The sequence below is a fragment of the Alkalihalobacillus deserti genome (assembly GCF_020734105.1).
Lineage (GTDB): Bacteria > Bacillota > Bacilli > Bacillales > Bacillaceae_D > Halalkalibacter > Halalkalibacter deserti.
Genome location: NZ_JAJAFR010000001.1, coordinates 707,655 through 728,688, shown reverse-complemented (window position 1 = coordinate 728,688; position 21,034 = coordinate 707,655). Strand labels below are relative to the sequence as shown.

At 36.1% G+C, this 21,034-nt stretch carries 21 protein-coding genes; 3 read left to right on the top strand and 18 right to left on the bottom strand.

All coding sequences use genetic code 11. The annotated features are described in order from the left end of the window. The 10 genes from LDX58_RS03610 to LDX58_RS03565 form a co-directional block, all read right to left on the bottom strand. Positions 1 to 358: alcohol dehydrogenase catalytic domain-containing protein (locus LDX58_RS03610; RefSeq protein WP_227935460.1), on the bottom strand; the 358-nt coding region annotated here is incomplete at its 3' end. Positions 359 to 582: 224 nt separating this feature from the next. After that, a complete protein-coding gene (locus LDX58_RS03605) occupies positions 583 to 1,887 on the bottom strand; it encodes a TRAP transporter large permease (RefSeq protein ID WP_227935459.1) in 1,305 nt (434 codons plus the stop codon). A 79-nt stretch (positions 1,888 to 1,966) separates the two neighbouring features. After that, positions 1,967 to 2,500: a TRAP transporter small permease subunit gene (locus LDX58_RS03600; RefSeq protein WP_227935458.1), complete on the bottom strand. Its 534-nt coding sequence runs from the start codon at positions 2,498 to 2,500 to the stop codon at positions 1,967 to 1,969. A gap of 414 nt (positions 2,501 to 2,914) precedes the next feature. After that, a complete protein-coding gene (locus LDX58_RS03595; protein WP_227935457.1) occupies positions 2,915 to 3,190 on the bottom strand; it encodes a hypothetical protein in 276 nt (91 codons plus the stop codon). Positions 3,191 to 3,210: 20 nt separating this feature from the next. Next, the gene (locus LDX58_RS03590) at positions 3,211 to 3,987 is read right to left on the bottom strand and encodes a hypothetical protein (RefSeq protein ID WP_227935456.1); all 777 of its coding nucleotides are present in this window, start codon (positions 3,985 to 3,987) and stop codon (positions 3,211 to 3,213) included. Between the two features lie 122 nt (positions 3,988 to 4,109). Further along, entirely contained in the window at positions 4,110 to 5,210 is a 1,101-nt protein-coding gene (gene dctP / locus LDX58_RS03585) for a TRAP transporter substrate-binding protein DctP (RefSeq protein WP_227935455.1), read from the bottom strand. A gap of 376 nt (positions 5,211 to 5,586) precedes the next feature. Then, complete coding sequence (locus LDX58_RS03580; RefSeq protein ID WP_227935454.1) at positions 5,587 to 7,035, bottom strand: aldehyde dehydrogenase family protein; 1,449 nt, start codon at positions 7,033 to 7,035, stop codon at positions 5,587 to 5,589. Positions 7,036 to 7,375: 340 nt separating this feature from the next. Further along, positions 7,376 to 8,569, bottom strand: a complete 1,194-nt coding sequence (locus LDX58_RS03575; RefSeq protein WP_227935453.1) for an ROK family protein — start codon at positions 8,567 to 8,569, stop codon at positions 7,376 to 7,378. A gap of 395 nt (positions 8,570 to 8,964) precedes the next feature. Beyond that, a complete protein-coding gene (locus LDX58_RS03570; protein ID WP_227935452.1) occupies positions 8,965 to 10,065 on the bottom strand; it encodes an FAD-dependent monooxygenase in 1,101 nt (366 codons plus the stop codon). A gap of 35 nt (positions 10,066 to 10,100) precedes the next feature. Next, the gene (locus tag LDX58_RS03565) at positions 10,101 to 10,844 is read right to left on the bottom strand and encodes a GTP cyclohydrolase II (RefSeq protein ID WP_227935451.1); all 744 of its coding nucleotides are present in this window, start codon (positions 10,842 to 10,844) and stop codon (positions 10,101 to 10,103) included. Positions 10,845 to 11,180: 336 nt separating this feature from the next. On the opposite strand from LDX58_RS03565, the gene LDX58_RS03560 reads away from it, so the two are divergent. Next, positions 11,181 to 11,951, top strand: a complete 771-nt coding sequence (locus tag LDX58_RS03560) for an alpha/beta fold hydrolase (RefSeq protein WP_227935450.1) — start codon at positions 11,181 to 11,183, stop codon at positions 11,949 to 11,951. A 50-nt stretch (positions 11,952 to 12,001) separates the two neighbouring features. On the opposite strand, the gene LDX58_RS03555 is transcribed toward LDX58_RS03560, so the two are convergent. Together LDX58_RS03555 and ytxJ are read right to left on the bottom strand one after the other, a co-directional pair. After that, positions 12,002 to 12,241 (bottom strand): glutaredoxin family protein, encoded by a 240-nt coding sequence (locus tag LDX58_RS03555; RefSeq protein WP_227935449.1) that lies wholly within the window; start codon positions 12,239 to 12,241, stop codon positions 12,002 to 12,004. Continuing rightward, positions 12,238 to 12,564 carry a bacillithiol system redox-active protein YtxJ gene (ytxJ, locus tag LDX58_RS03550; protein ID WP_227935448.1) on the bottom strand — a complete coding sequence of 109 codons (327 nt, stop codon included), beginning with the start codon at positions 12,562 to 12,564 and terminating at the stop codon, positions 12,238 to 12,240. The genes LDX58_RS03555 and ytxJ overlap by 4 nt, the downstream gene beginning before the upstream one ends. 730 nt (positions 12,565 to 13,294) lie before the next feature. On the opposite strand from ytxJ, the gene LDX58_RS03545 reads away from it, so the two are divergent. Then, positions 13,295 to 14,965 carry a glutamine--tRNA ligase/YqeY domain fusion protein gene (locus LDX58_RS03545; RefSeq protein WP_227935447.1) on the top strand — a complete coding sequence of 557 codons (1,671 nt, stop codon included), beginning with the start codon at positions 13,295 to 13,297 and terminating at the stop codon, positions 14,963 to 14,965. 240 nt (positions 14,966 to 15,205) lie between these two features. Here LDX58_RS03545 and LDX58_RS26600 read toward each other — a convergent pair whose 3' ends face one another. The 4 genes from LDX58_RS26600 to LDX58_RS03530 all read right to left on the bottom strand — a co-directional run bounded on the left by LDX58_RS26600 (position 15,206) and on the right by LDX58_RS03530 (position 17,341). Then, positions 15,206 to 15,361, bottom strand: a complete 156-nt coding sequence (locus LDX58_RS26600) for a DUF3237 family protein (RefSeq protein WP_227935498.1) — start codon at positions 15,359 to 15,361, stop codon at positions 15,206 to 15,208. Between the two features lie 34 nt (positions 15,362 to 15,395). Further along, positions 15,396 to 15,521 (bottom strand): hypothetical protein, encoded by a 126-nt coding sequence (locus tag LDX58_RS25795; RefSeq protein ID WP_265416528.1) that lies wholly within the window; start codon positions 15,519 to 15,521, stop codon positions 15,396 to 15,398. Positions 15,522 to 15,723: 202 nt separating this feature from the next. Continuing rightward, positions 15,724 to 16,587: a nitroreductase family protein gene (locus tag LDX58_RS03535; RefSeq protein WP_227935446.1), complete on the bottom strand. Its 864-nt coding sequence runs from the start codon at positions 16,585 to 16,587 to the stop codon at positions 15,724 to 15,726. A gap of 178 nt (positions 16,588 to 16,765) precedes the next feature. Next, positions 16,766 to 17,341: a helix-turn-helix domain-containing protein gene (locus tag LDX58_RS03530; protein ID WP_227935445.1), complete on the bottom strand. Its 576-nt coding sequence runs from the start codon at positions 17,339 to 17,341 to the stop codon at positions 16,766 to 16,768. Between the two features lie 101 nt (positions 17,342 to 17,442). Here LDX58_RS03530 and LDX58_RS03525 point away from each other — a divergent pair, with 101 nt between their 5' ends. Next, positions 17,443 to 18,435 carry a DMT family transporter gene (locus LDX58_RS03525; RefSeq protein ID WP_227935444.1) on the top strand — a complete coding sequence of 331 codons (993 nt, stop codon included), beginning with the start codon at positions 17,443 to 17,445 and terminating at the stop codon, positions 18,433 to 18,435. Positions 18,436 to 19,475: 1,040 nt separating this feature from the next. On the opposite strand, the gene LDX58_RS03520 is transcribed toward LDX58_RS03525, so the two are convergent. Together LDX58_RS03520 and LDX58_RS03515 are read right to left on the bottom strand one after the other, a co-directional pair. Continuing rightward, entirely contained in the window at positions 19,476 to 20,225 is a 750-nt protein-coding gene (locus LDX58_RS03520; protein WP_227935443.1) for a GTP cyclohydrolase II, read from the bottom strand. Between the two features lie 372 nt (positions 20,226 to 20,597). Continuing rightward, complete coding sequence (locus LDX58_RS03515) at positions 20,598 to 21,023, bottom strand: DoxX family protein (RefSeq protein ID WP_227935442.1); 426 nt, start codon at positions 21,021 to 21,023, stop codon at positions 20,598 to 20,600. Positions 21,024 to 21,034: the final 11 nt, after the last annotated feature.

Genomic DNA, 21,034 nt, shown 5'->3' with positions numbered 1-21,034 from the left:
TCCCATCCTTCATTTTCCCTGAAAAATTCAAATGAGGAAAGTTTTCACAAGCATACGGTTTTGCTTTTAAACAGTCATTACAAGTTCCACAGGAATTAAAACTCATAATGACATGATCACCAGGCTGCACATTGCTGACTCCTTCGCCAATCTCTTCTACGATACCAGAACCTTCATGCCCTAATATTATAGGTAATGGTACTGGCCTAAGTTGATCTCGTGCTCTAAGATCCGTATGACAGATTCCACTAGCACTTATTCGAACTAGTACTTCTCCATGTTTTGGTTTATCAAGAGAGACATCTGATATCGTAAATTCAGAACCTTTATAAAAAGTAGTCGCTGCTTTAATATTCAATGTCAAAACTCCTTCTTAATAAAATGTATTTCTGTGAGTTTAAATTAATCATTTTATAAGACAAACTCAAAATTACCTTCAAACTTCTCTGAAACATCATTTACTTAGTAAACGATTCCTCTCAAATAATCACAAGGAAATCATCACGATGTTCGGTCTTTCTTAGTCCATTGAAACTCCTCGTCAGTTTTTTTATTAAAACTGAACCAACTTACAACGCACATTTACATCAACGAAGGTAAGAAGGTAATAATCTCTGGAAACAATATAAACAATGCTATAATAACAAAATCAGCTACGATAAACGGTATGCTCCCCCGATAAATTTCCTTCATATCACTGCCTGGTACCGCACCATTAAGAATGAACAAACTGAGTCCAAATGGTGGTGTAACCAAGGCTACTTCAACCAAAAACACTAGCATAACACCAAACCAAATCGGGTCAAATCCCAAAGCAATGATGGAAGGAAAAAGAATAGGTAGAGTCAGGAACATGGCTGACATCATGTCCATGAACATCCCCATAATCAAATACATAAGGATGACAGCTAACAAAATCACAATGGGGTCAACTGGAAGTGAAACCAAAAGATTTGATAAATTGGTAGGTATTCTAGTCACCGTAATAAAGTAACTGAAAACATAAGTACTACATACCAACAGAAAGATCATACTTGATGTCGTGATTGTCTGTATAATAGAGTCTTTGATGATCTGCCATTTAAAACCTTGCATGATCAGCAACATAACAAATACGACGAAGGCACCTATTGATCCGGCTTCAGTTGGCGTAAAAAAGCCAGAGTATAACCCTGCTACGATCACAAAGACCAAAATCACAAATCCCCATATATTTTTTAAGGATTGCAGACGTTCTTCTAAAGGAGGCTTAGCAACCGATGGTGCAATCGCAGGATTCCTTTTAACCAAAATATAGACCATCACCATGTAAATCACGGCAGCAAATAAACCGGGCAAAAGGCCTCCAATTAATAATTTCCCGATTGACTGTTGTGTGATAATAGCAAAGACGATCATTAAAATACTCGGTGGTATCATGACAGCAAGTGGTCCGACTGAAGCTATAGCTCCATAAGCTAACTTTCTGTCCACCCCTGATTTAATCATTTCCGGATAGGCAATTTTGGCTAATGTCGCAGTGGATGCCAAACCTGAGCCACTCGTAGCTCCAAATCCCGCTCCCCCAAGAATAGTGGCTTGTACTATGCCTCCGGGAGCATGCCCTACCCATTTCGTAGCGGTTTTAAACAGATTGGTCACAATACCTGAATGATAAGCAAAGTAGCCCATAAGGATAAACAAAGGCACAGCAACAAAACTTTCACTCCTCAATACTCCATAAAAAGTCGATTGCATAATATTTAAAGAAGGGATTAACCCATTAATCAAATAGAAGCCTACAAAACCAACAGTAGCCATAGCAAATGCAACCGGTACTCTTAAAAACATCAATAGTAACATCACGATGATGCCGATGTAACCAATAATCTGTGGATCTAATGTCATATTCATCCTCCCCCTTGCTGGTATTAACCCATTTGTAAAGTCTCCAAACAATCGACAGCACCCTATTTATTTCAAGTAGCTACTGGATGGTAGTTGTTTCAGATTCGTCTTTTCTGTTCTTTGAGTTGGTTGCGATAAGGAAAAAGTCAAGAAAAAGTCTTATAGCCAAAAACGTCAAACCTATAGAAAGAACCAATTTTGCTGGCCAAATTGGTATTCTGATCAGCCCAGAACTGTACTCATTTCCTACAAAAGAAGATATAGTGGAAATCCCTGTTTGCCAGGCAATAATACCGATGACAAACAGACCTATCACAGTGCCAATTAAGTCAAGGACATTTTTATACTTCGCCGGCAAAGAACTTGTGGCAACTTCGATCACAACATTCTGATTTTGAGCCTGTACATAAGGAAAGCCAAGAGCAATCATTCCAATAAATGAGTATGTGACCAATTCGTAAACAGCTACTATAGGTGTATTGAATAAATTACGAAATAAAACATCCAATGTCACCATTAACATGACAAGCAAAGCAATCATTCCTGCAATTAATGCAAAAAAGTATTCTACCTTTCTTAACTGGTAATCTAATTTCACAAAAAGTAGATTCATGAGATCCCCCCGTACGTTAATGTCTCTCAAATCGTTTAGTATTCTCTATCAATTCAATATTTGCTCTTGGGAAAAAAGAATCTTTTTTCAAAAAACAAGAATAATATAAGTTCCGATTTTTTTTGTAGGATCTTCAAAACGTTTCATCAGGTTTTAGTTTTCTAGCATCTCTTTCACAATACCGCATCTTTAATCATTCACACTCATTTTGACATCATACTTAATGAGATCTTTAAGTAGTAGAACAAGTATTACCTTGATTGGTTTGCCTCCATCCTTCCACGAACAACCGGATGTTCGTGGAGAGATGGAAGCGATAAACGTATTTGACCGGCAGATCAATCGCCATAAATCATTATTTAGGAAAAGAATCTATCTAGTAACATTAGACTGTTATTTAATACAAACTGTCCATTATGGCTTTTTGGCAATAGCCTCTTCCCTCATGGTAGCCATTGTTTCCTTTAATTCCTCTGCAGACAAGTCACCTTCAAGCGATTTTTCTGACATCTTTAGTGACATTTTCAAAAAACGAACTCCCTCGTCTTCATCTTGTATCATTTCATCCCACAGCTTTTGCAATTCCGACTGATACTTATAAATCTTTTCTTTATCAATAGCTGACTCAGTTTCTTCTAACAGTGCAGTGAGATGAAAAACTTGTTTACTCCAATTTTCAAAATCGAACATGTTATACACCGACCTTATGTTTAGATATTAGGAAAAGGAGTTGTTCTCTCCGCCCCTAGCAAATTCACTTCATTTGACTGTAAAATCATGGTGTTTTGAAGACGTGTATTATGCAACTCTAACAGTGCTCTTCGTTTATCTGCATCTTCTCCACAATATTTAATCATGATATCTCTGCCAACCGCAATATGACGTGGTTCATCATCCACTACCTCTTTTCTAATTCCCTTACGCAAATCTTCAGGCATTATTTGAGCTGTAATGTTTTCTTCTGGTGATAAAGTTCCGTAACCAAGCAAGAACGGTAAAGTTACTTCTGAAGTCAGCTGCAAGTTTATAGCAATTTTAGTCGGATCATCATAATCACTCGTTAACTGAAATTGCTTTAAAACATCAGGTTCAACTTCATAATCCTGAATTCTAGAACTTCCTCCATATTTCTTTGCCCATTTCCCCCAGATCCTTTGGTGCTTGACTTCATCAATGATCTGTTGGGCAAGTCTGATGCGTATACCTATATCTTCGGGGTTACTTTCAAGCAACACAATTTGTTTGGAAGGTGGATGAACCCCTAGATAGAATTCACGCCATCCAATTCGCGAACAAAACTTCACCAAATTCTGTTTTTTCTCCTCTTCATCAAGATTAACTTTCTCCCAATTACTAACATGATAAAACGCTTCGGCAAATTGAGTAGATTTATCAATTATTTTTTGTGTAAACTCTTCAGGTGTCCATTGTTTCAATTCAGCATCACTCAACTCATGGTATTTCGGTAATTCAACAGTGGTTTTCATAGGATCATCCTCCATATAATTTAAATTAATCTTATAGTCATCTTGGCACTCGAAAATCTGATCTTTCATAGAGAGGCCAACAATTTTTAACGGAATTTAAAGGGATCATTTCATAGGTTTGCTTAATAAGGAATTTCTTGTTCATATTTTTCAATCAGTTCAACAAAGGTATCCAAGACCTCTTGGCCTGGCAACCCTAGATCTTCTTGTTCTTTCACCCATTCGTCCCATACAAGTTCTGCTGCCGCTTCTCTTATTTTGTTCAAATCCTCTTCCGAAGTTTCATGGATTACAACACCTTGCTCAGCATATGTTTGTGCTGACTTTTCATCTGATTTAATAAAAAGTTCATGATGCATTTTGGCATCAAAATCCTGTTGCACTTCCTCAATAATGTTTTGGATATCTTCAGGTAAAGATTCCCATACGTCAAGGTTCATGCCAATAATACTGGTCAACCCCGAAACTGGTAGTGTCCAAATAGAATTAACCACTTCATCAACCCCAACCGCAACGCCCCCCGAAAAATTAAAGAGCATACTGTCAATTGTGCCTCTAGACATAGCTTCATAAGCTTGTGTTTGCACCATTGGAACAGGAATCATACCAAGCCCTTCAGCCAGTAAAGCCTGGGATCTCCCGGTTGTTAAAGTTCGTAATCCTTTTAAATCCTCAAATCTAGAGACATCTTTAGTTGACAGAACGTGGTATTGAGGAGCGGCATATAAGCCTATTTTTTTCACGCCGTGACTTTCCCATTGTTCTTTGACTGCAGGTTCTTCTTCATACAAGGTATGAAATGCTTTGATGACGGACCATACGTTTTCGTAAATAGCCGGATTAGTCGCAACAGTACTTAAAGATACTTTGCCGGATTGCAATTCTGGAATAATAAAGGCAACATCGGCCACCCGGTTTTGAACAGCATCAATTGTATCCTCTGCACCAGTCAATGATCCGTTATAAAACCTTTCAAACTTTACTCGACCATCACTTCTTTCTTCAATTTCATCTAACAAAGTATCAAAACCAACGGTAACGGGAATTCCTGGCTGTGTATAAGTACTTGCCGTTAAATGGATAACATCCGTTTGCTCACTTGCGCCACCTCCTCCATTTTCTGGACCTTTGTTAGATGATTCTGTAGTTGCCCCCGCGGAACATCCATTGAGAATTAGCATAAATACGATATAAAGTAACCCTACTGTTATTGTTTTCTTCACTGCCTTCACTCCTTCAAAATCATGGTTGTAAGTGCTTACATTTTTTTCAAGAAACACATTGTTCTTCATTTGAAAACTTTCTTCATTTACAAACCACCTCCTTGAAAATAAATTCAAAATGATTTAATAATTAGCATAAATACAATATAAAGCAACCTCACTTTTATTGTTTCTTTAATGTTTTCCCTCCTTCTAGATCATTATTGTAAGTGCTTACATTTTTTAGGAAGACATAGTTCTTCATTTAAAAACTCTTAACTTACAAACCTTTTCCTTACTAAAAATTGAAAATGACAAACTTGTAGACCTTCGAACGAAGAAGTGTAGTAAGGATTACTACATACCTTTTGAAAACACTACTTTGATTTTCATAATATCACTTCCAGTTCATTCCCTTATTGATGTTGATCGCATGTGTTTCTACATATTCGTCGAAAACCATTTGAGAATTCTCTCTCCCGATGCCACTTTCTTTTACCCCTCCAAATGGCATGTGTTTAAACCCTAATTGCGTTTGAAAAGCAGTATTAATCAATGTCATACCTGACTCAATTTCCTTTGCGATTCGTAATGCTCGATCTGTATCAGTTGCCCAGATAGACGATCCTAATCCATATTCTGTCGCATTAGCCATTTCAATGACTTCTTCCTCCGATTGATATGATACTAATGGAATTATCGGACCAAATTGTTCCCCGGTTACTAACTCCTGATCTGACTTCATATTTCGAACAACTATTGGATTAAGATAGTATCCATTATCCCAATTTCCTGGTTCCAATTTTTCACCTAACTCTACCATTTCAGCTTTGCTATTTCTTAAATTTTCTATTAATCTTTTAACATTATTATATTGATTTTTATTGTTTACAGGTCCAAAAGTCGCCTGCGGGTTCATTTGATGTCCAATCTTATATTGATCAACATGCTCACATAATAGATCATAAAAATGGTTATACATACTAGAAGGGATATAAATTCTTTTGATCGCGTAACAGAATTGTCCAGAACGTCTAAAGACTCCATTTACAATGTTTGGTACAACTGTTTCTAAATTTGCATCTTCTAACACTATGGCTGGATCGTTACCACCTAATTCGAAATGAACACCCTTAAGTGTATTGGCAGCAGATTTCATAATACTTTTCGCTGTCGGACCACCACCTGTAAAAGAAATTTTTCGAACTAAAGGATGAGTAGTAAGTGCCTCTCCAACATCTCCATCTCCATTTACTACATTAATAACACCTGGAGGGAATATTTCTCCAATTTTTTGTAATATTAACGTTATACCAATAGAAGCAAATGGTGACGGTTTAAACACTATAGTATTTCCTGCAATTAAAATAGGCGCCAACTTTTGCATAGTTAACACAATGGGTGCGTTCCAAGGAACAATTCCAGCAATAACTCCCATTGGTTTTTTTTCAATGCTTACCCATCCTGTTTCATCTTCTAATTCAACTGGTTTAAAAAAGTTTTCTGCAAATTGCATACTATTGCGCATTACACTTACAGCCATGTTCACTTCTGCTCTTGTAGTATTTAAAAGTATTCCATTTTGTTTTGAAATAACTTCAGCTATAAGAGCACTTTCTTTTTCTAAAAGATCAGCAGCTTTTAATACAAGAGCAATCCTATCTTCCAAGGGCACTTTTCTCCAAGATTGATAAGCTTTGTGAGCTGCACCAACAGCATCATCAACATGCTGGGGGTTGCCTTGGGCTACATAACCAATCACATCATCTAAACGCCCAGGATCACTCACTTCTAAGTATTGATCAGTCTTTATCTCTTTTCCACCAATTAATAAATTAGTTTCCATCGATTACTCCTTTCTTGTATATTTTTTTGAGGATTAATTTCTTTAGCAACTACTCCAACTTGCCGTAGAAAACAGTGCCCCATTCTATTTACAAATTCTTCATCTGAGGCATTTCTGTTTTGATATCCTTAGGTAAGCCTGTTCCTAAAATTTAATTTCCGTTATAATCTTCTTTTTTGAAAAATATACCAGCGTAAACTTTTTGACCATTTTGGTAATAAGTCATTAAATAAAAAAGCATTTCCGCTTTTTTACTTTCACTTTTTCCCACTTCGGACTTAATTACAACTTCATAGTATATTGAATTTACAGAAAAGTCAATATACCTTGAACAGAATTTTTAAAAAGTTTTCGGAAAATATGACTCGAAGAGAGTGATACACGCACCTACAACCACCGCTCTATCTTTTCTTTTTCCTGTAGTGAAAATAAGATTATTTTCTCTATCTTTTAAATTTTGTAATGCACTTTCTACTACTCGATTAAAATATCCATCAAAGTTATAAATTAAAGGACCACTAAGAATAATTAATTCTGCTTGAAAGATGTTAATTAAATTTGATAAGCCAAGCCCTAAATAATCAGCTGTATTTAAGATGATTTCTTTTGTTTTTTCATCTCCTTGCTTAAAGTATTCGATTAGATCATTTACTGATGCTTGTTGAACTTGTGCATTACTCAGCTCCTCAATTAATTTATTATTTTTTAGCTCTTGAATAATCCCATTAAAAGAAGAATAAGCAATCAAACATCCTCTTTTCCCACATGAACATAATTTCCCATCAAAGTTTATAATCATATGCTCATAATTATAGTTTTGCCCCGGCAAAACAGCTCCATTACAGATAACTCCACACCCTAATCCCCAAGCACCAGCAATTAAATAGACGATATTTTTATGCACTGAATCATATGCATCATATTCAGCAACGACTGCTGTTTCGGTGGCTAATTCAAGCATTATTTTCACTGGAAATTCATTTTGTAACATTTCAACTACAGGTGTATTTTTCCAATTTGGGGCAAGAAACGGTTCTCTCACTATAATCATTCCCCCTTCCCTATCTATTGGACCCACTGTAGCAAAACCAAATCCTATTAGATTTTCAATTTCTAATTTATGATCTTTCATTAATCTACGTATAATACTTTTAATTTTATTTATTATAAAATCCAGGGTATGTATGGATGTTATAACGAATATCTCTTCTTCAATAATTTTGTAACGTACATTACATAAAACAACTTCTACAGCCATTCTTGAAATATGAATTCCTATAATATAATCCTTGTCTAGCACCACATCATAGTAAGTTGGAGGTCTTCCAATAGAGGTGTCACCTATCCCATACTCTTTTAAAAGGTTATTTTTTAATAACTCATCAATCATTCTGTTTAATTTTGTTTTTTTTATCTTTGTAAATTCCATTAATTCCGCTTTTGTTACCGGTCCATTTTTTTGAATAAATTGATACAATTTCTTTAACTCTTGCAGTTTTGATGAGCGACTTTCTAGAAAATCTTTAAGTAACATATAAACACACCCTTATAATCTTGTCCTAAATAACATATTAACAAACTTATTCCTATTGTGGACAAAATAAATTTCAAATGTGAATTTTTTTAAAATTATTATTCTGTAACCAAGTGGGATGCTGAAAGTTGATAACAAGCTAGTGAAAGCTAGTGTTTGTAAAATTTGTTTTTAAGCATGATGCGTTGATGGGGCTAGAATATTAATGCTAAAGGGCTTTTTTAATACCACGCTAGAAGCTTTTTGGAACCCTAGGCCTAGCCTAGGGTTTTCATTTCCACAAAAGAATCCTGCCCCAATACTGCGGGCAGGATCACATCACTTAGAAACAATATCGAACAAAAACTCGATCATTATTCACCTGTTCCGATGAATTTCTACAACATAAATAGGATCTAGGAAACAGCCGTCTCAGCAAACTCCTTCGAGAAAGAATCTTCTTTTTCAATCTGCATGTCTTGTTGGATTTCAATTTCTACTCTTCTTAACTCTTCGAACATTTTAAGGCGATTGGCACTAGTGTTTTGGTCTGAAAGAGCTCCCTTAATAATAGGGGCTAGTATGTCGGCATCTTTCATCGCACAATTGATGCCGATTGCTCCCGTTGGCGTCATTGTATGTGCAGCATCACCGATAATGACCAATCCGTCCTTTACCCAAGTTTCACAACGAGAACTTTCTACCTTTAGACAAACAAAGTTTTTCCAAGATTGAAGGTGCTGTAACACAATCTCCTTTAATTCAGGAAAGCTCTCTATGAGAGGCTCAATCAACGGCTTTAACGGCTCTTTTTTTAATGTAGGAAATGACCCATCTTTAATATTCCAACCAATTTGAATGTACTCTCCGGTTTGCGTGAACAATGCGAGTTGATGGCCACGAACTTGCAACATTCTTGTCGTTGGTTCCCAATCTTTTGGGGCTGGTATCTTCGCCCACAATACATCATACCCGTGTGACTTATGAATCGTCGTTATATTGGCAAGTTTTCTTACCGTCGAAAAGCGGCCGTCAGCTCCGACCACGATCGAACTTGTTATGGTCAGCTCTTCGTTACCCTTTCTTGCTTTCACACCTGTATAAAATCCTTTTTCATCTTGAATCAATTTCGTTACAGTCGTATTCATAAGGATATGGTGATGGGGAAAACGCTGTGATTCCTGTACGAATGCAGTTAATAAATGGGATTGAGGAACATGGATTCCGACATGACCTTCAGCTGATTCTGGCGCAATCGTTTTAACGATGTTACCAGCAGCAAAGAATTCTATCCTTTTCATTCTGAGAATTCCTTCTACCTCCACTTTTTCAAACAAGTGGTGTTGCTTTAAGATGGCCTCTGTTTCAGAAGTGATATGTTCCCCTCTAAACTCCCTATCCACACCGCTCGAGCGTTCTAAAACAATCGTAGAGACCCCTTTTTTTGCTAGTAAATGACCAAGTAAAATTCCTGCTGGTCCTCCTCCAACAATACAAACATCCGTCTGTAGATGCATGTTCATCACCTTTTCGTCTGTCTTTTTTTCGGCTTTTAACTAAGAAGTCCTGTCTCAAGACCCTTCACATGTCCTGACTTATCAATTTTCGTTTGCAAATATTTTTTATTATGATCAGATACATCTCCCCACAATGGCACGGTTCGGTCTACAAGCATTCCAGCATCACTTAGTGACGTAACTTTTTTGGGATTGTTCGTGATCAGACTAACTGGTTTTGTTCTAAACGTCTTAAGAATGCGAATCGCCTCTTCATAGGAGCGATAGTCATCTTCAAAACCTAATTGTTCATTGGCTTCTACTGTATCGTATCCTTCTTGTTGCAATAGGTACGCTAATGATTTCGAGAACAAACCGATGCCGCGGCCTTCATGATTCGCTAGGTAAAAAAGAGCACCACTGCCATTTTCGACAATCATTTTTAGCGATTGTTGTAATTGAAACCCACAATCACAGCGTTTACTCCCAAAAATATCTCCGGTATGGCATATGCTATGGAAGCGAATGAACGATTCATCAGCACTTGAAAAGTCACCATATACTAAGATCGATGATTGTTGTGAGAAAGCAAGATTTGCGTTTGGCAAAGCTTTCAATAAATCCTCTTTACTTGACGGTAAGTCTTTCAATGAAACCCATGTATACCATTGAAAGGTGATTTCTTGATCACTGAGCTGAACAGGAAGTTGTATCGGGCCAACAAGTGCAAGGTCTACACTCCCCTGTTGATGGATTATTTCGATCTTTTGTTCTAGAATATTATAAATTGAATCATTCATCTGACTTCGCTCCCTTTTCCTTCCACCTTTTCGCAAATACGCTTTATAATTTACAAGACTAATAGTTTTTCTAATATGAAAAAAAGTTAAATATAGAATAACAAATTGACGATTGATGGTCAACATAACATTTAGTAATATGAACATAAGTTTCATATAATGATATAAGTAAAGATACAAATATAAATATTGGATATATCGTTCACACATTATTAAATTGGTGAATAATAACCATTGTGTAATGAGCAATTTCTGAACCTGCAGTTACTTTATCCGTTAGTCTATCTAGAGATAGATGCTTTTAAATGATGAGTGTGAAAAAGGAAGGGAAAATCGATGAATATTACGAGTAAAGGCAGCGGCGATCCTATCGTCTTTTTACATGGTTTAGTAGGTAATCAAGATGTGTTTAAAGTTGAAGTCAACCAACTAAACGCAAACTATCAAACGATTACCTATAATTATTTAGGGCACGGATCTGATTTAGGCACTAACGTTCGTTTTACACTTGAATATTTAGTTGAACAGCTTTGGGAAGTATTTGAAACCGAAAGAATTGATAAAGCTCATATTTGTGCATTAAGCTTTGGTTGTTATATTGCCCATGCGTTTGAAAAAAAGTATCCTGATAAGGTGATGAGTATTTGTAACATCGGTGGTCATTATAATAATCCATCTTTTTTATTCGATCAATTTAAGCTCTCATTAATTGAGCCAATGGAAGATTATTCAATTTGGCTTACTAACTATGCAGAAAGAGTTAAACCAAACACAAAAGAAATGCCAAACCCTTATAATTCAAAATCAAAAGATATTTTCTTGAAGTATGGTTTATTAATGCATCCTTCCATTATAAAACAATCTCTGAATATTCGTCTTCAATACGATTTGAAATCGGTTTTAACTAGATGCCAAAAACCAATTTTATGGGTCAGTGGTGAATATGACTTTTTATATCGAAGCTGTACCTATGATTTATTTAAAGTCATCCCCCATGTTCAGTATGTCGAAGTTCCAGATGCAGGACATTTAGTGCATTTGAATCAAAGTGAACTCTTTCTAAAACAATACGAATCATTTTTGTTAGGTCTAACAAACATGGCATAACTAAAGAAGACTCCAAAGGTCCAATCCGACCGTTAGAGTCTTCTTTTTCTTTACTTTTTGGCATTGTCAATTAGCTCTTTAAGTTCGGGCGTAAATCCTTTCACTGCTTGTTCACCTATAACGGTAACAGGCACACCCATAAAGCCAAACTTTTCCACCTCTTTTTGATATTCCTCACTAGCCATAACATCTCTTACTTCAAATGAAACTCCTTCATCACTTAACATTTGTTTCACGTAGGTGCATTCCACGCAGCCGTCAGTTGAATAGACGATCACTTGTTTACTCATTCACTGATAGCCTCCTTTAACGAATCTTTTGTAATTTTCCAGTGAGACGTATTCCAACGAACTTTTCCATCTTCAAGCAAGAAAATTTGTGGGGATTCATGCTTAATTCCTAGATCTTCGGCAATTTGATTGGATACAGGTTTGTCTTCAATGACTAATACAATCGCAGCAGACGTGCTCGTCTCTTCTACAAAAGTTTGAAATTCTTTATGTGCATTGGCACTAATTGGACAAGTTGTACTATGCTTAAAAAGCAAGTGTTTTCCTGACTGTCGTACAAATTGATTCATGTCTTCAATACTTGTAAGTTGTTCAATTTCCATTATGAACACCATCCTATTATTTTTTTCGATGCTTATACGTTATGTAACTTTCTTGAAGATACTTTAGCACATAATGTCAGAAATGACTAAGAAAATGCTTTCAGAAAAAACTACCCCTTCGCACTTACTGAGGCCATTGAAAAATGGTACGATTTGCACCTTTTTCAATGGCCTAATTGAACCATTTGCTCACTTAAGCCAATTTACAAGCGGAAAGGAGTTTAACAAGTCAGTGGCTGCTGCATTAGATATCTACGGTCATCATTTTACGAAGGGGAAAGAATTCATTTACTCAATTGACTCTTTTTAGTGTGAAGGTAATTGGGGTTTGGAACGCTCGTATACTAAAAGCCCTGAAATTAACCGTATATCAATACAAAAAAAGTCGGATTAAAACAACCTTTTTTCAGTATTACTACGGTACGTTGTCCAAACCTTTTTTGATTAACGAGTGAACTTCCCACCCAACAAACTGCTCCTATTTTGGATATAACTTGAAAGATTAATTACACCGGTAGGTATAAGCGGAATATGTGGCAAGCGTCCATAAATATCCTTGATATACTTTGAACCAACTACGCTAGCAAAGAACACATTAATAGTATCTGCTCTACATTGTATATAAACGAGCATTTGCTCACACAATGACTTGTGATACAATATTCTAATTACATGGTGTATTATGGGAAAGTATATAATGCACAATACATAACAAGGAAGGTTGAAAAACATGGAACATAACTCTTCGAACTTTATACGAAATATCATTAAAGAAGATTTAGAGTCCGGCAAGCGAAACCATGTTATAACTCGTTTCCCACCAGAACCTAATGGATACTTACATATTGGACATGCGAAATCGATCGTGATTAACTTTGATTTAGCAGATGAATTTAACGGAAAAACGAACCTACGCTTTGATGACACTAACCCACTAAAGGAAGACTCAGAGTATGTTCATGCTATTAAAGAGGATGTACAGTGGCTCGGCTATGATTGGGATGGACTATTTTTCGCATCCGATTATTTTCAAGAAATGTACGAAAGAGCCGTACTTCTCATTAAAAAAGGAAAAGCCTATGTCGATGATCTTTCAGCAGATGAAATTCGTGCATATCGTGGTACATTAACGGAGCCAGGAAAAGATAGTCCATACCGAAATCGTTCGATTGAGGAAAACTTAGATTTATTCGAGCGTATGCGGAAAGGCGAGTTTGGAAACGGCGAAAAGGTGTTAAGAGCGAAAATTGATATGGGTTCTCCTAATATTAACTTGCGAGATCCTGTTATTTACCGTATCTCTCATGCAACACACCATAACACAGGGGACGAGTGGTGTATTTATCCAATGTACGCCTTCGCTCATGCATTAGAGGATGCGATAGAAGATGTCACACATTCTATCTGTACAACAGAGTTTGAAGACCAACGTCCACTTTACAACTGGGTAGTAGAAGAATGTGAAATGACGAGTTCTCCACAACAAATCGAGTTCGGTCGTTTAAACATCACCAATTCAGTAATGAGTAAGCGGAAATTAAAACAACTAGTTGATGAAGGGTTTGTCGATGGATGGGATGACCCACGTATGCCAACGCTCTCAGGTTTACGAAGAAGAGGTTATACCCCCGAGGCAATTCGTGCATTTGTGCGGGAAACAGGTGTATCGAAAGGGTCTGGCACGGTAGATTCGCAAATGTTAGACTTCTTTGTACGAGAAGATTTAAAAATGAAAGCACCTCGTACAATGGGAATCCTTCGTCCGTTAAAAGTAGTGATCACAAACTATCCAGAAGGACAAGTGGAAATGCTAGACGCGGAAATCAACCCTGAAAATCCTGAAATGGGTACAAGACAAATACCATTTTCAAGAGAAATTTACATTGAGCAAGAAGATTTCATGGAAGACCCGCCAAAAAAATACTTCCGTCTATTTCCTGGTAACGAAGTTCGTCTAAAACATGCTTACTTTATTAAGTGTGAGGATGTCATAAAAGACGAAGACGGGAACGTAGTAGAAATCCATTGTACGTATGATCCGGAAACAAAAAGCGGTACAGGCTTTACGGGTCGTAAGGTAAAAGGAACATTACACTTTGTCGAAGCAACACAAGCGGTGCCAGCTGAGTTCCGCTTATATGAGCCACTCATTTTAAATGAAGAACCAGAAGAGTTAGAAGAATTAACGGAAACGGAAGTAGAAAAAACGTTCCTGGATCATGTAAACCCTAACTCCCTTCAAGCTTTAAAAGGCTTTGTAGAGCCAAATATGAAAGAAGCTGCCACGCAAGAAAAGTTTCAATTCTTTAGACACGGTTACTTTAATGTCGATCCAAGTACGACAAAAGGCAACCTTGTATTTAATCTAATTGTTTCGTTGAAGAGTTCGTTTAAGCTTTAAAGTAATGTCCGAAAAGACCTGTTGTTTTGCACAGGTCTTTTTCTTAGGTTTCCATCGATATAAAAATTCTTTTTCAGACCTAATAGACACAGCTATGCGTTGCTGTGCCTACTATAAGAAGATGCTTGTCTTTTATTCCCCACTTATATGAAGGTAAGTTTGAGCAAGATATTACTTTACTTGATAAAATTTGATATAAAAACCGAGCGAGTGAGCCAACTATATTTTTCACCAGCCACCTCAAAAAAAAGTAGGTGTGGTTTTGAAATAAAAAGTTTTAGGTTCTTCAGACTTTCCGTTTATAAGCCCTTTATTTACTACATAAATTTTAGTTCCATCATCAGTTTCAAGTGTATTTCGTGCCTCAATCTCACGAACTCCATCAGTACGAACAATTTGCAGTCAGCACCCCTAGGAAGAATGACCCCTGTTAATCCTGGACCTTTAAATGCCCACCAATTATTGGGATAATTCGTCTCAGTGGAGTTGCTCCTATTTCTTGAACATCCCCTACTTCTATAACCGCTTCCATTATCCAATCAAATGTAAAAGACATAAAAATCCACCTCCACCATTTATTCATTCCTCGAAGCATACTATACCAATTAAAAACAAAAGAAACGTAATGTTGAAGAAGTTTATAATACCTTAAAGAATGAAAAATTGAATTTTTAAAAAGCCCTAGCGAAATATGATTAAGCTCACAAAAAATAGGATTCAACTGATCTATAAATGTTTTCACGGACCCCAAATCGACATTAACAAATTCTCCAGCTAGCAATATACTCAGCTTGTTCATTCAGTCGCTCCAGTTTCGGATCTTCTATTTCCCATTCCCCATGCATCTTCAATTCTTTACAAGTTAAATCAAAGTGGCACATAGCAATCCCGATGTCTAGTAACTGCATTTGATAACCTAGCTTCGTGCTATAGTTTGGTGTGTGTTCAATGAAAAAATGGCAAACTGTACGGTCGTTCGCTAAAACAAGTCTCCACGGTTGTTTATTCGAAGCAGATGGTCCAAGTCTTACTGATTCAATTGGGGTTTGAAAAGGGCCTGCTTTATTATAATCTAAAACAGCTTCAAAACTCTCATCATAAAACAGTTGATTCCAGGCCTTTTTGTTATCTGCTTTTACAACAATTCGAAGAGCCTTATCAAACATTCGCTGTTTTTCTTTTGGATAACCAATTGGAGTGACGCAAGGTATAAACTCCCTTTCACCAATAGAAATTTCTTTTTCAAATGATTTTCGACTGAATGTTCCACCCATCCAGCAAGTACCGATTTGAAGATCCGTTAAAAATAACACTAACTTTTCAAACGTATAACTGAAATTCACTAAAGAGTATGTATTATTTTCACATATCCCAACTAAATAAGCTTTTGGATTTTTGATAAAACCATATGTCCCAAGCTTGATCCCTTTATCCGTGACATTATCAGTTACTCGAATAAGCTCCATCTTACCTTTACTATTAAAAGGGCCTATAAGATTTTGTTTGTTATCTATGTATTCAGTTATGATTTTATAATCGGATTCAGTTATATCTTGTGTATCGTAAGTTCTTATTGATTGCCGTGTACGTATTGTTTCGATTACTGATTTTTGAAATGTCAATATATTTCACCTCCCATTTCCTTTGTTAAAAGTGTCTAAGAAAAGGTGTTCTTACTACCGGAATGCCGGCCAATATTGAGTTAACGTTAACAAATACTTGTAACCGTTTTTTTATTAAAACCGTTGAAGAGACTGTATAATCAAATAACAATAATAATTTATGAATATTTTCAAAAAATTAAGATTTAGAATAGGTCATTACAAAGTGTAATACTGTTTCAAATCTAGTTGGATTAATATAGGCATGTTCTCTATCACCGTTAAACTTGATCGAGTCATACTCATCAAGATGATAATAGTCATCCTCTATCTTTATTTTTAATTCACCCTTCATTACCGTAACATATTCGATCACTCCGAACTGATGAGCACCTGGTGAGTATTCACTGTTAGGTTTTAGAAAAGCCCGATGTATTTCTAATGAACCATAATTAGTAGCATCAAATATCGGTTCCAACGCACAAGCTTCATTAGTACTTAATACTTTTTTTCCTTTGTTTTTCCGAGAGACTATTACTTCTTGATTTTCATTAAGCAGTGCTGAGATCGGTAACCTTAAACCATTTGCTATTTTCCAAATAACACTGAGGGACGGGTTCGCTTCTCCTCTTTCGATTTTACCTAATGTTAATTTGCTTACATCTGTGATAGTAGCAAGTTCTTGTAGACTCATTCCTCTTTCACGCCTTATTCTCCTAAGCATTTCGCCAACTTGTTTAGCTAATTTTTCAGCTTCATTATGTGTGCTATCCATGAAAATCACTCCTTTTATTATCGTTATTTTGCATAGTATAATATATTAAAAGTATAGTATAATATACTAAAAATCATCAGGTGAATGAAAGGTGTGTATCTATGAAAGAAATATTTATTGGCATAATAGCTTCTATGTTCTTTGCTATCACATTTATATTGAATCGTTCAATGGAGCTTGCAGGAGGAAGTTGGATATGGAGTTCGTCTTTGAGATTCCTCTTCATGCTCCCTTTTTTATTTTTAATTGTACTGTTAAGAAGCAATTTAAAACAAGTGATTACTGAAATTGTAAAACAACCCTATCATTGGTTATGGTGGAGTTTTGTTGGATTTGTTTTATTTTACGCTCCCTTAACGTATGCGTCTGCATATGGACCAGGTTGGTTGGTTGCAGGCACCTGGCAACTTACTATTGTAGCAGGTGTTTTATTAGGACCCCTTTTTTTCGAGACGATTCAATCGAAAAACGGTCTAATCAAGGTTAGACATAGGATACCAAAGAAGGCTTTAATCATCTCACTCCTTATTTTATTTGGTGTCATGCTTATTCAATGGCAACAAGCTAATGATCTAACCGTTCAGATGATTATCATTGGTGTTTCACCTGTTGTACTTGCTGCGTTTGCTTACCCATTAGGAAATCGTAAAATGATGGAGTTATGTGGCGGAAGATTAGATACGTTTCAACGAGTGTTTGGGATGACATTGGCAAGTCTTCCATTTTGGCTAATCATTAGCGCTTTCGGTTTCATTAAAGTCGGTGCACCTTCTTCGGATCAACTTCTCCAATCTTTTATTGTGGCAATCTGCTCAGGAGTCATTGCAACCACTTTATTTTTTATAGCTACTGAAAGGGTTAGAGAGCACCAGGGTAAATTAGCTGCTGTCGAAGCTACACAATCTACGCAAGTTTTATTTGTAATGATTGGTGAAGTATTAATTCTTTCAACTCCATTACCAAATGGCTTAGCATTAGGTGGGCTTTTTATTATTATTTTTGGCATGCTCATTCACAGTTTATATACGAAGAAAATAAAGATAACACAAAAAATAGAACTATTACCATCGAAAAGTCAAGAACAGAACCTGTAATTCCGGAAGTATTTTAAGGTAATATTGGTAGCATAACCATAGACTGTTCTAATGGTTATGCTAATCTGTGTTTCCCTTAGAGAATAACCCTATCCCACACCTTGGCATAAGCAAGAGCATAACCGCTGTTCTTGTCATGCTACCCGTTAATTATTTACGAAAAAAGACTACCATTGGCAATGCTTGTTGTGGCATAAAGTTAAGTAGAAATACCGTACTTTCACCTTCCTTAAATATTATCCTCTTTGTAAATCTCTCTTCATTATATTGCATATACTCTTGTAAATTCGTTTGTTTCATAATAGATAACACTTCCCTTTTTATTATTTAGGTCCCTATACACCCATGATACGCTTTCTCAATTAGTAAAGCAGTGATATAAATCATATTATGGGAATTTTCTTTTTCAACCTTTGAGCCAATTGAACTATAGCCGTTACTTTCGTAAACCAGTCAACCAAAAGCAATCATTACATAGCTTGCTAGAATAAGGGGACCTCTAACCGATTCGAAAATAACATGCAGCAAATGTCGATACCATTGCTTCTCCTTCGAGTAAAATGTAAGGTCTTTTATTCAACCCTTATATCATTTATTATTTGCTTCTAACTTCCACACTGGTAATAAGTGGATATGAGGTTACCACAAATTCAACTTCTCTTTCAACATGAACAGTGGTATACTAGTCTAGCGATGAGCTAATTTGCATAAGACGAGATTGACGCGCCTTTTAGGCAATGCACAATGTGGTGTGCTGTCTCTCGCCGCAAACGCATAAAAAGACGTCCTGTTGGGCGTCTTTTTTCTATGATACGATCCCTTTGTGTTAAGCCATTGCTTTAGCCATCCATAATTCTCAGATCACCACAGTAAATGAATTAGTATTTGATTTCTCTTACGGCCGGTTTTTTGTTCAGATAATTCATTCTCCTTCTTGTGGAAAAATGATTTTTTTACCATTAGCCAACTATGGATTGGGGTCGTTCTGTCCTTTCATTGCTATTGCATTTTTTAAAGCCAAATCCATCTAAAATTCATTGTTAGTCATTCGAACAAGCCTCCTCTAGATGACCTGAACGTTTTATTTTTGTTTCTAGATAATTCTCGTTAAACTCTGAAACATCTCCCCATAATGACTTTCTTTCTGAAAGCTTCAAACCAGAGTTTTTCAATGCCTCTAGCTTTTTAGGATTATTTGTCATTAGTGTAACCGGTTTGGATCTTAATGCTTTAAGAACATCAATCGCATCATCATAGTTTCTTGAATCATCAACAAATCCTAGGCTTTCATTTGCATCAACCGTATCATAGCCGTTTTCCTGAAGTATATAGGCCATTGCCTTAGTAAACAATCCAATCCCTCTTCCTTCATGGTTAGCTAAATAAAATAAAGCACCCGTTCCATGGTCCACAATCATTTTCATGGACTGTTTCAATTGATATCCACAATCACAACGCTTACTGCCAAATATATCACCTGTATGACAAATGGAATGCATTCTAATAATCGCATCATCCTCATATGAAAAATCACCATAGGTTAAAACGCTTGATTGCTGTAACTCAGCTAAATTAACAGAAGATAATTTTTCAATAATTCTCTCATAGTCTTCAGTTACTTCATTACAATTCAACCAACAATACCATTGGAACACAACCGTCTCCCCGTACAAATTAACTGGTAGTCGAATGGGTCCAACTAAATAAATGGCTCCTTTTTTAGTTTTAATTAATTGAATTTTATTTTCCAACAAAGAAAAAACTTTTGAGTCAAACTTTGCTTGTATCATATATATTACTCCCTTTTTAATTAATTTGTATTTTGGTGGAGTTTTTTATGCTCAATTAATATCATATTAATAACTACTCCTCACTAGTATAACCACTTGTGGGTGGGAGATGTCCATTTAAAGATTACGACACGGCCCAACACCATCGGTAAACACTACAGGATAAATCAACATTTAAGCGAAAGAAATTATCTGACATTAAAAGATACATTGCCCATGCGAACGTAGTTTCTTGATCTTTTCCTTCTTACCATCGTTAATTTGTATAATGGCATGTTTCTTTCCTCCTTTAATACAAACTACAAAAAAAAGCATTACTTCTGGAATTGAAGTAATGCACAAGATTAATACTTGTTTATTTCAGTTGAGTTATTATACAGATGTTGTGTTACTAGTATCTTGCCCTTTGAAAATAAATTGATCAAGTGCATAAGCCTTAGAGCCATTAATTGCAATAAACACGGCCATTGCTAAGAGCGCTAGGTCTAATTCATAACCGGCCATTTGACCATTTCCTAAAAAGCCAACAGCTAATTTCACTTTTACGATTGCTCCGACCATCAGTAAGGCAAGTAAGGTAGAAGCCACTCTGCTAAATAAACCAAGTACTATTGCAATTCCACCAACAACTTCTAATAAAGCAACCCCATAAGCTAGAAACCATGGTAACCCTATGCTGTCAAACCAACCAACGGTATTTTCAATTCCTCCTTGGAATTTTACTACTCCGTGAACAAAGAAAGTTATTCCTAATACGATCCTTAAAATTAAAACACTTACTTCATATTTCTTATCCATTTTCATACCTC

Excerpts from the sequence above, each read along its gene's own strand:
- LDX58_RS03565 (WP_227935451.1), bottom strand. The coding sequence starts at position 10,844 with ATGAATGATTCAATTTATAATATTCTAGAACAAAAGATCGAAATAATC.
- LDX58_RS03545 (WP_227935447.1), top strand. The coding sequence starts at position 13,295 with ATGGAACATAACTCTTCGAACTTTATACGAAATATCATTAAAGAAGAT.
- LDX58_RS03575 (WP_227935453.1), bottom strand. The coding sequence starts at position 8,569 with ATGTTACTTAAAGATTTTCTAGAAAGTCGCTCATCAAAACTGCAAGAG.
- LDX58_RS03515 (WP_227935442.1), bottom strand. The coding sequence starts at position 21,023 with ATGGATAAGAAATATGAAGTAAGTGTTTTAATTTTAAGGATCGTATTA.
- LDX58_RS03580 (WP_227935454.1), bottom strand. The coding sequence starts at position 7,035 with ATGGAAACTAATTTATTAATTGGTGGAAAAGAGATAAAGACTGATCAA.
- LDX58_RS03605 (WP_227935459.1), bottom strand. The coding sequence starts at position 1,887 with ATGACATTAGATCCACAGATTATTGGTTACATCGGCATCATCGTGATG.
- LDX58_RS03530 (WP_227935445.1), bottom strand. The coding sequence starts at position 17,341 with ATGGATAGCACACATAATGAAGCTGAAAAATTAGCTAAACAAGTTGGC.
- LDX58_RS03595 (WP_227935457.1), bottom strand. The coding sequence starts at position 3,190 with ATGTTCGATTTTGAAAATTGGAGTAAACAAGTTTTTCATCTCACTGCA.
- LDX58_RS25795 (WP_265416528.1), bottom strand. The coding sequence starts at position 15,521 with ATGTCTTTTACATTTGATTGGATAATGGAAGCGGTTATAGAAGTAGGG.
- LDX58_RS03555 (WP_227935449.1), bottom strand. The coding sequence starts at position 12,241 with ATGAGTAAACAAGTGATCGTCTATTCAACTGACGGCTGCGTGGAATGC.
- LDX58_RS03590 (WP_227935456.1), bottom strand. The coding sequence starts at position 3,987 with ATGAAAACCACTGTTGAATTACCGAAATACCATGAGTTGAGTGATGCT.
- LDX58_RS03570 (WP_227935452.1), bottom strand. The coding sequence starts at position 10,065 with ATGCATCTACAGACGGATGTTTGTATTGTTGGAGGAGGACCAGCAGGA.
- ytxJ (WP_227935448.1), bottom strand. The coding sequence starts at position 12,564 with ATGGAAATTGAACAACTTACAAGTATTGAAGACATGAATCAATTTGTA.
- LDX58_RS03560 (WP_227935450.1), top strand. The coding sequence starts at position 11,181 with ATGAATATTACGAGTAAAGGCAGCGGCGATCCTATCGTCTTTTTACAT.
- LDX58_RS03525 (WP_227935444.1), top strand. The coding sequence starts at position 17,443 with ATGAAAGAAATATTTATTGGCATAATAGCTTCTATGTTCTTTGCTATC.
- LDX58_RS03520 (WP_227935443.1), bottom strand. The coding sequence starts at position 20,225 with ATGATACAAGCAAAGTTTGACTCAAAAGTTTTTTCTTTGTTGGAAAAT.
- LDX58_RS03600 (WP_227935458.1), bottom strand. The coding sequence starts at position 2,500 with ATGAATCTACTTTTTGTGAAATTAGATTACCAGTTAAGAAAGGTAGAA.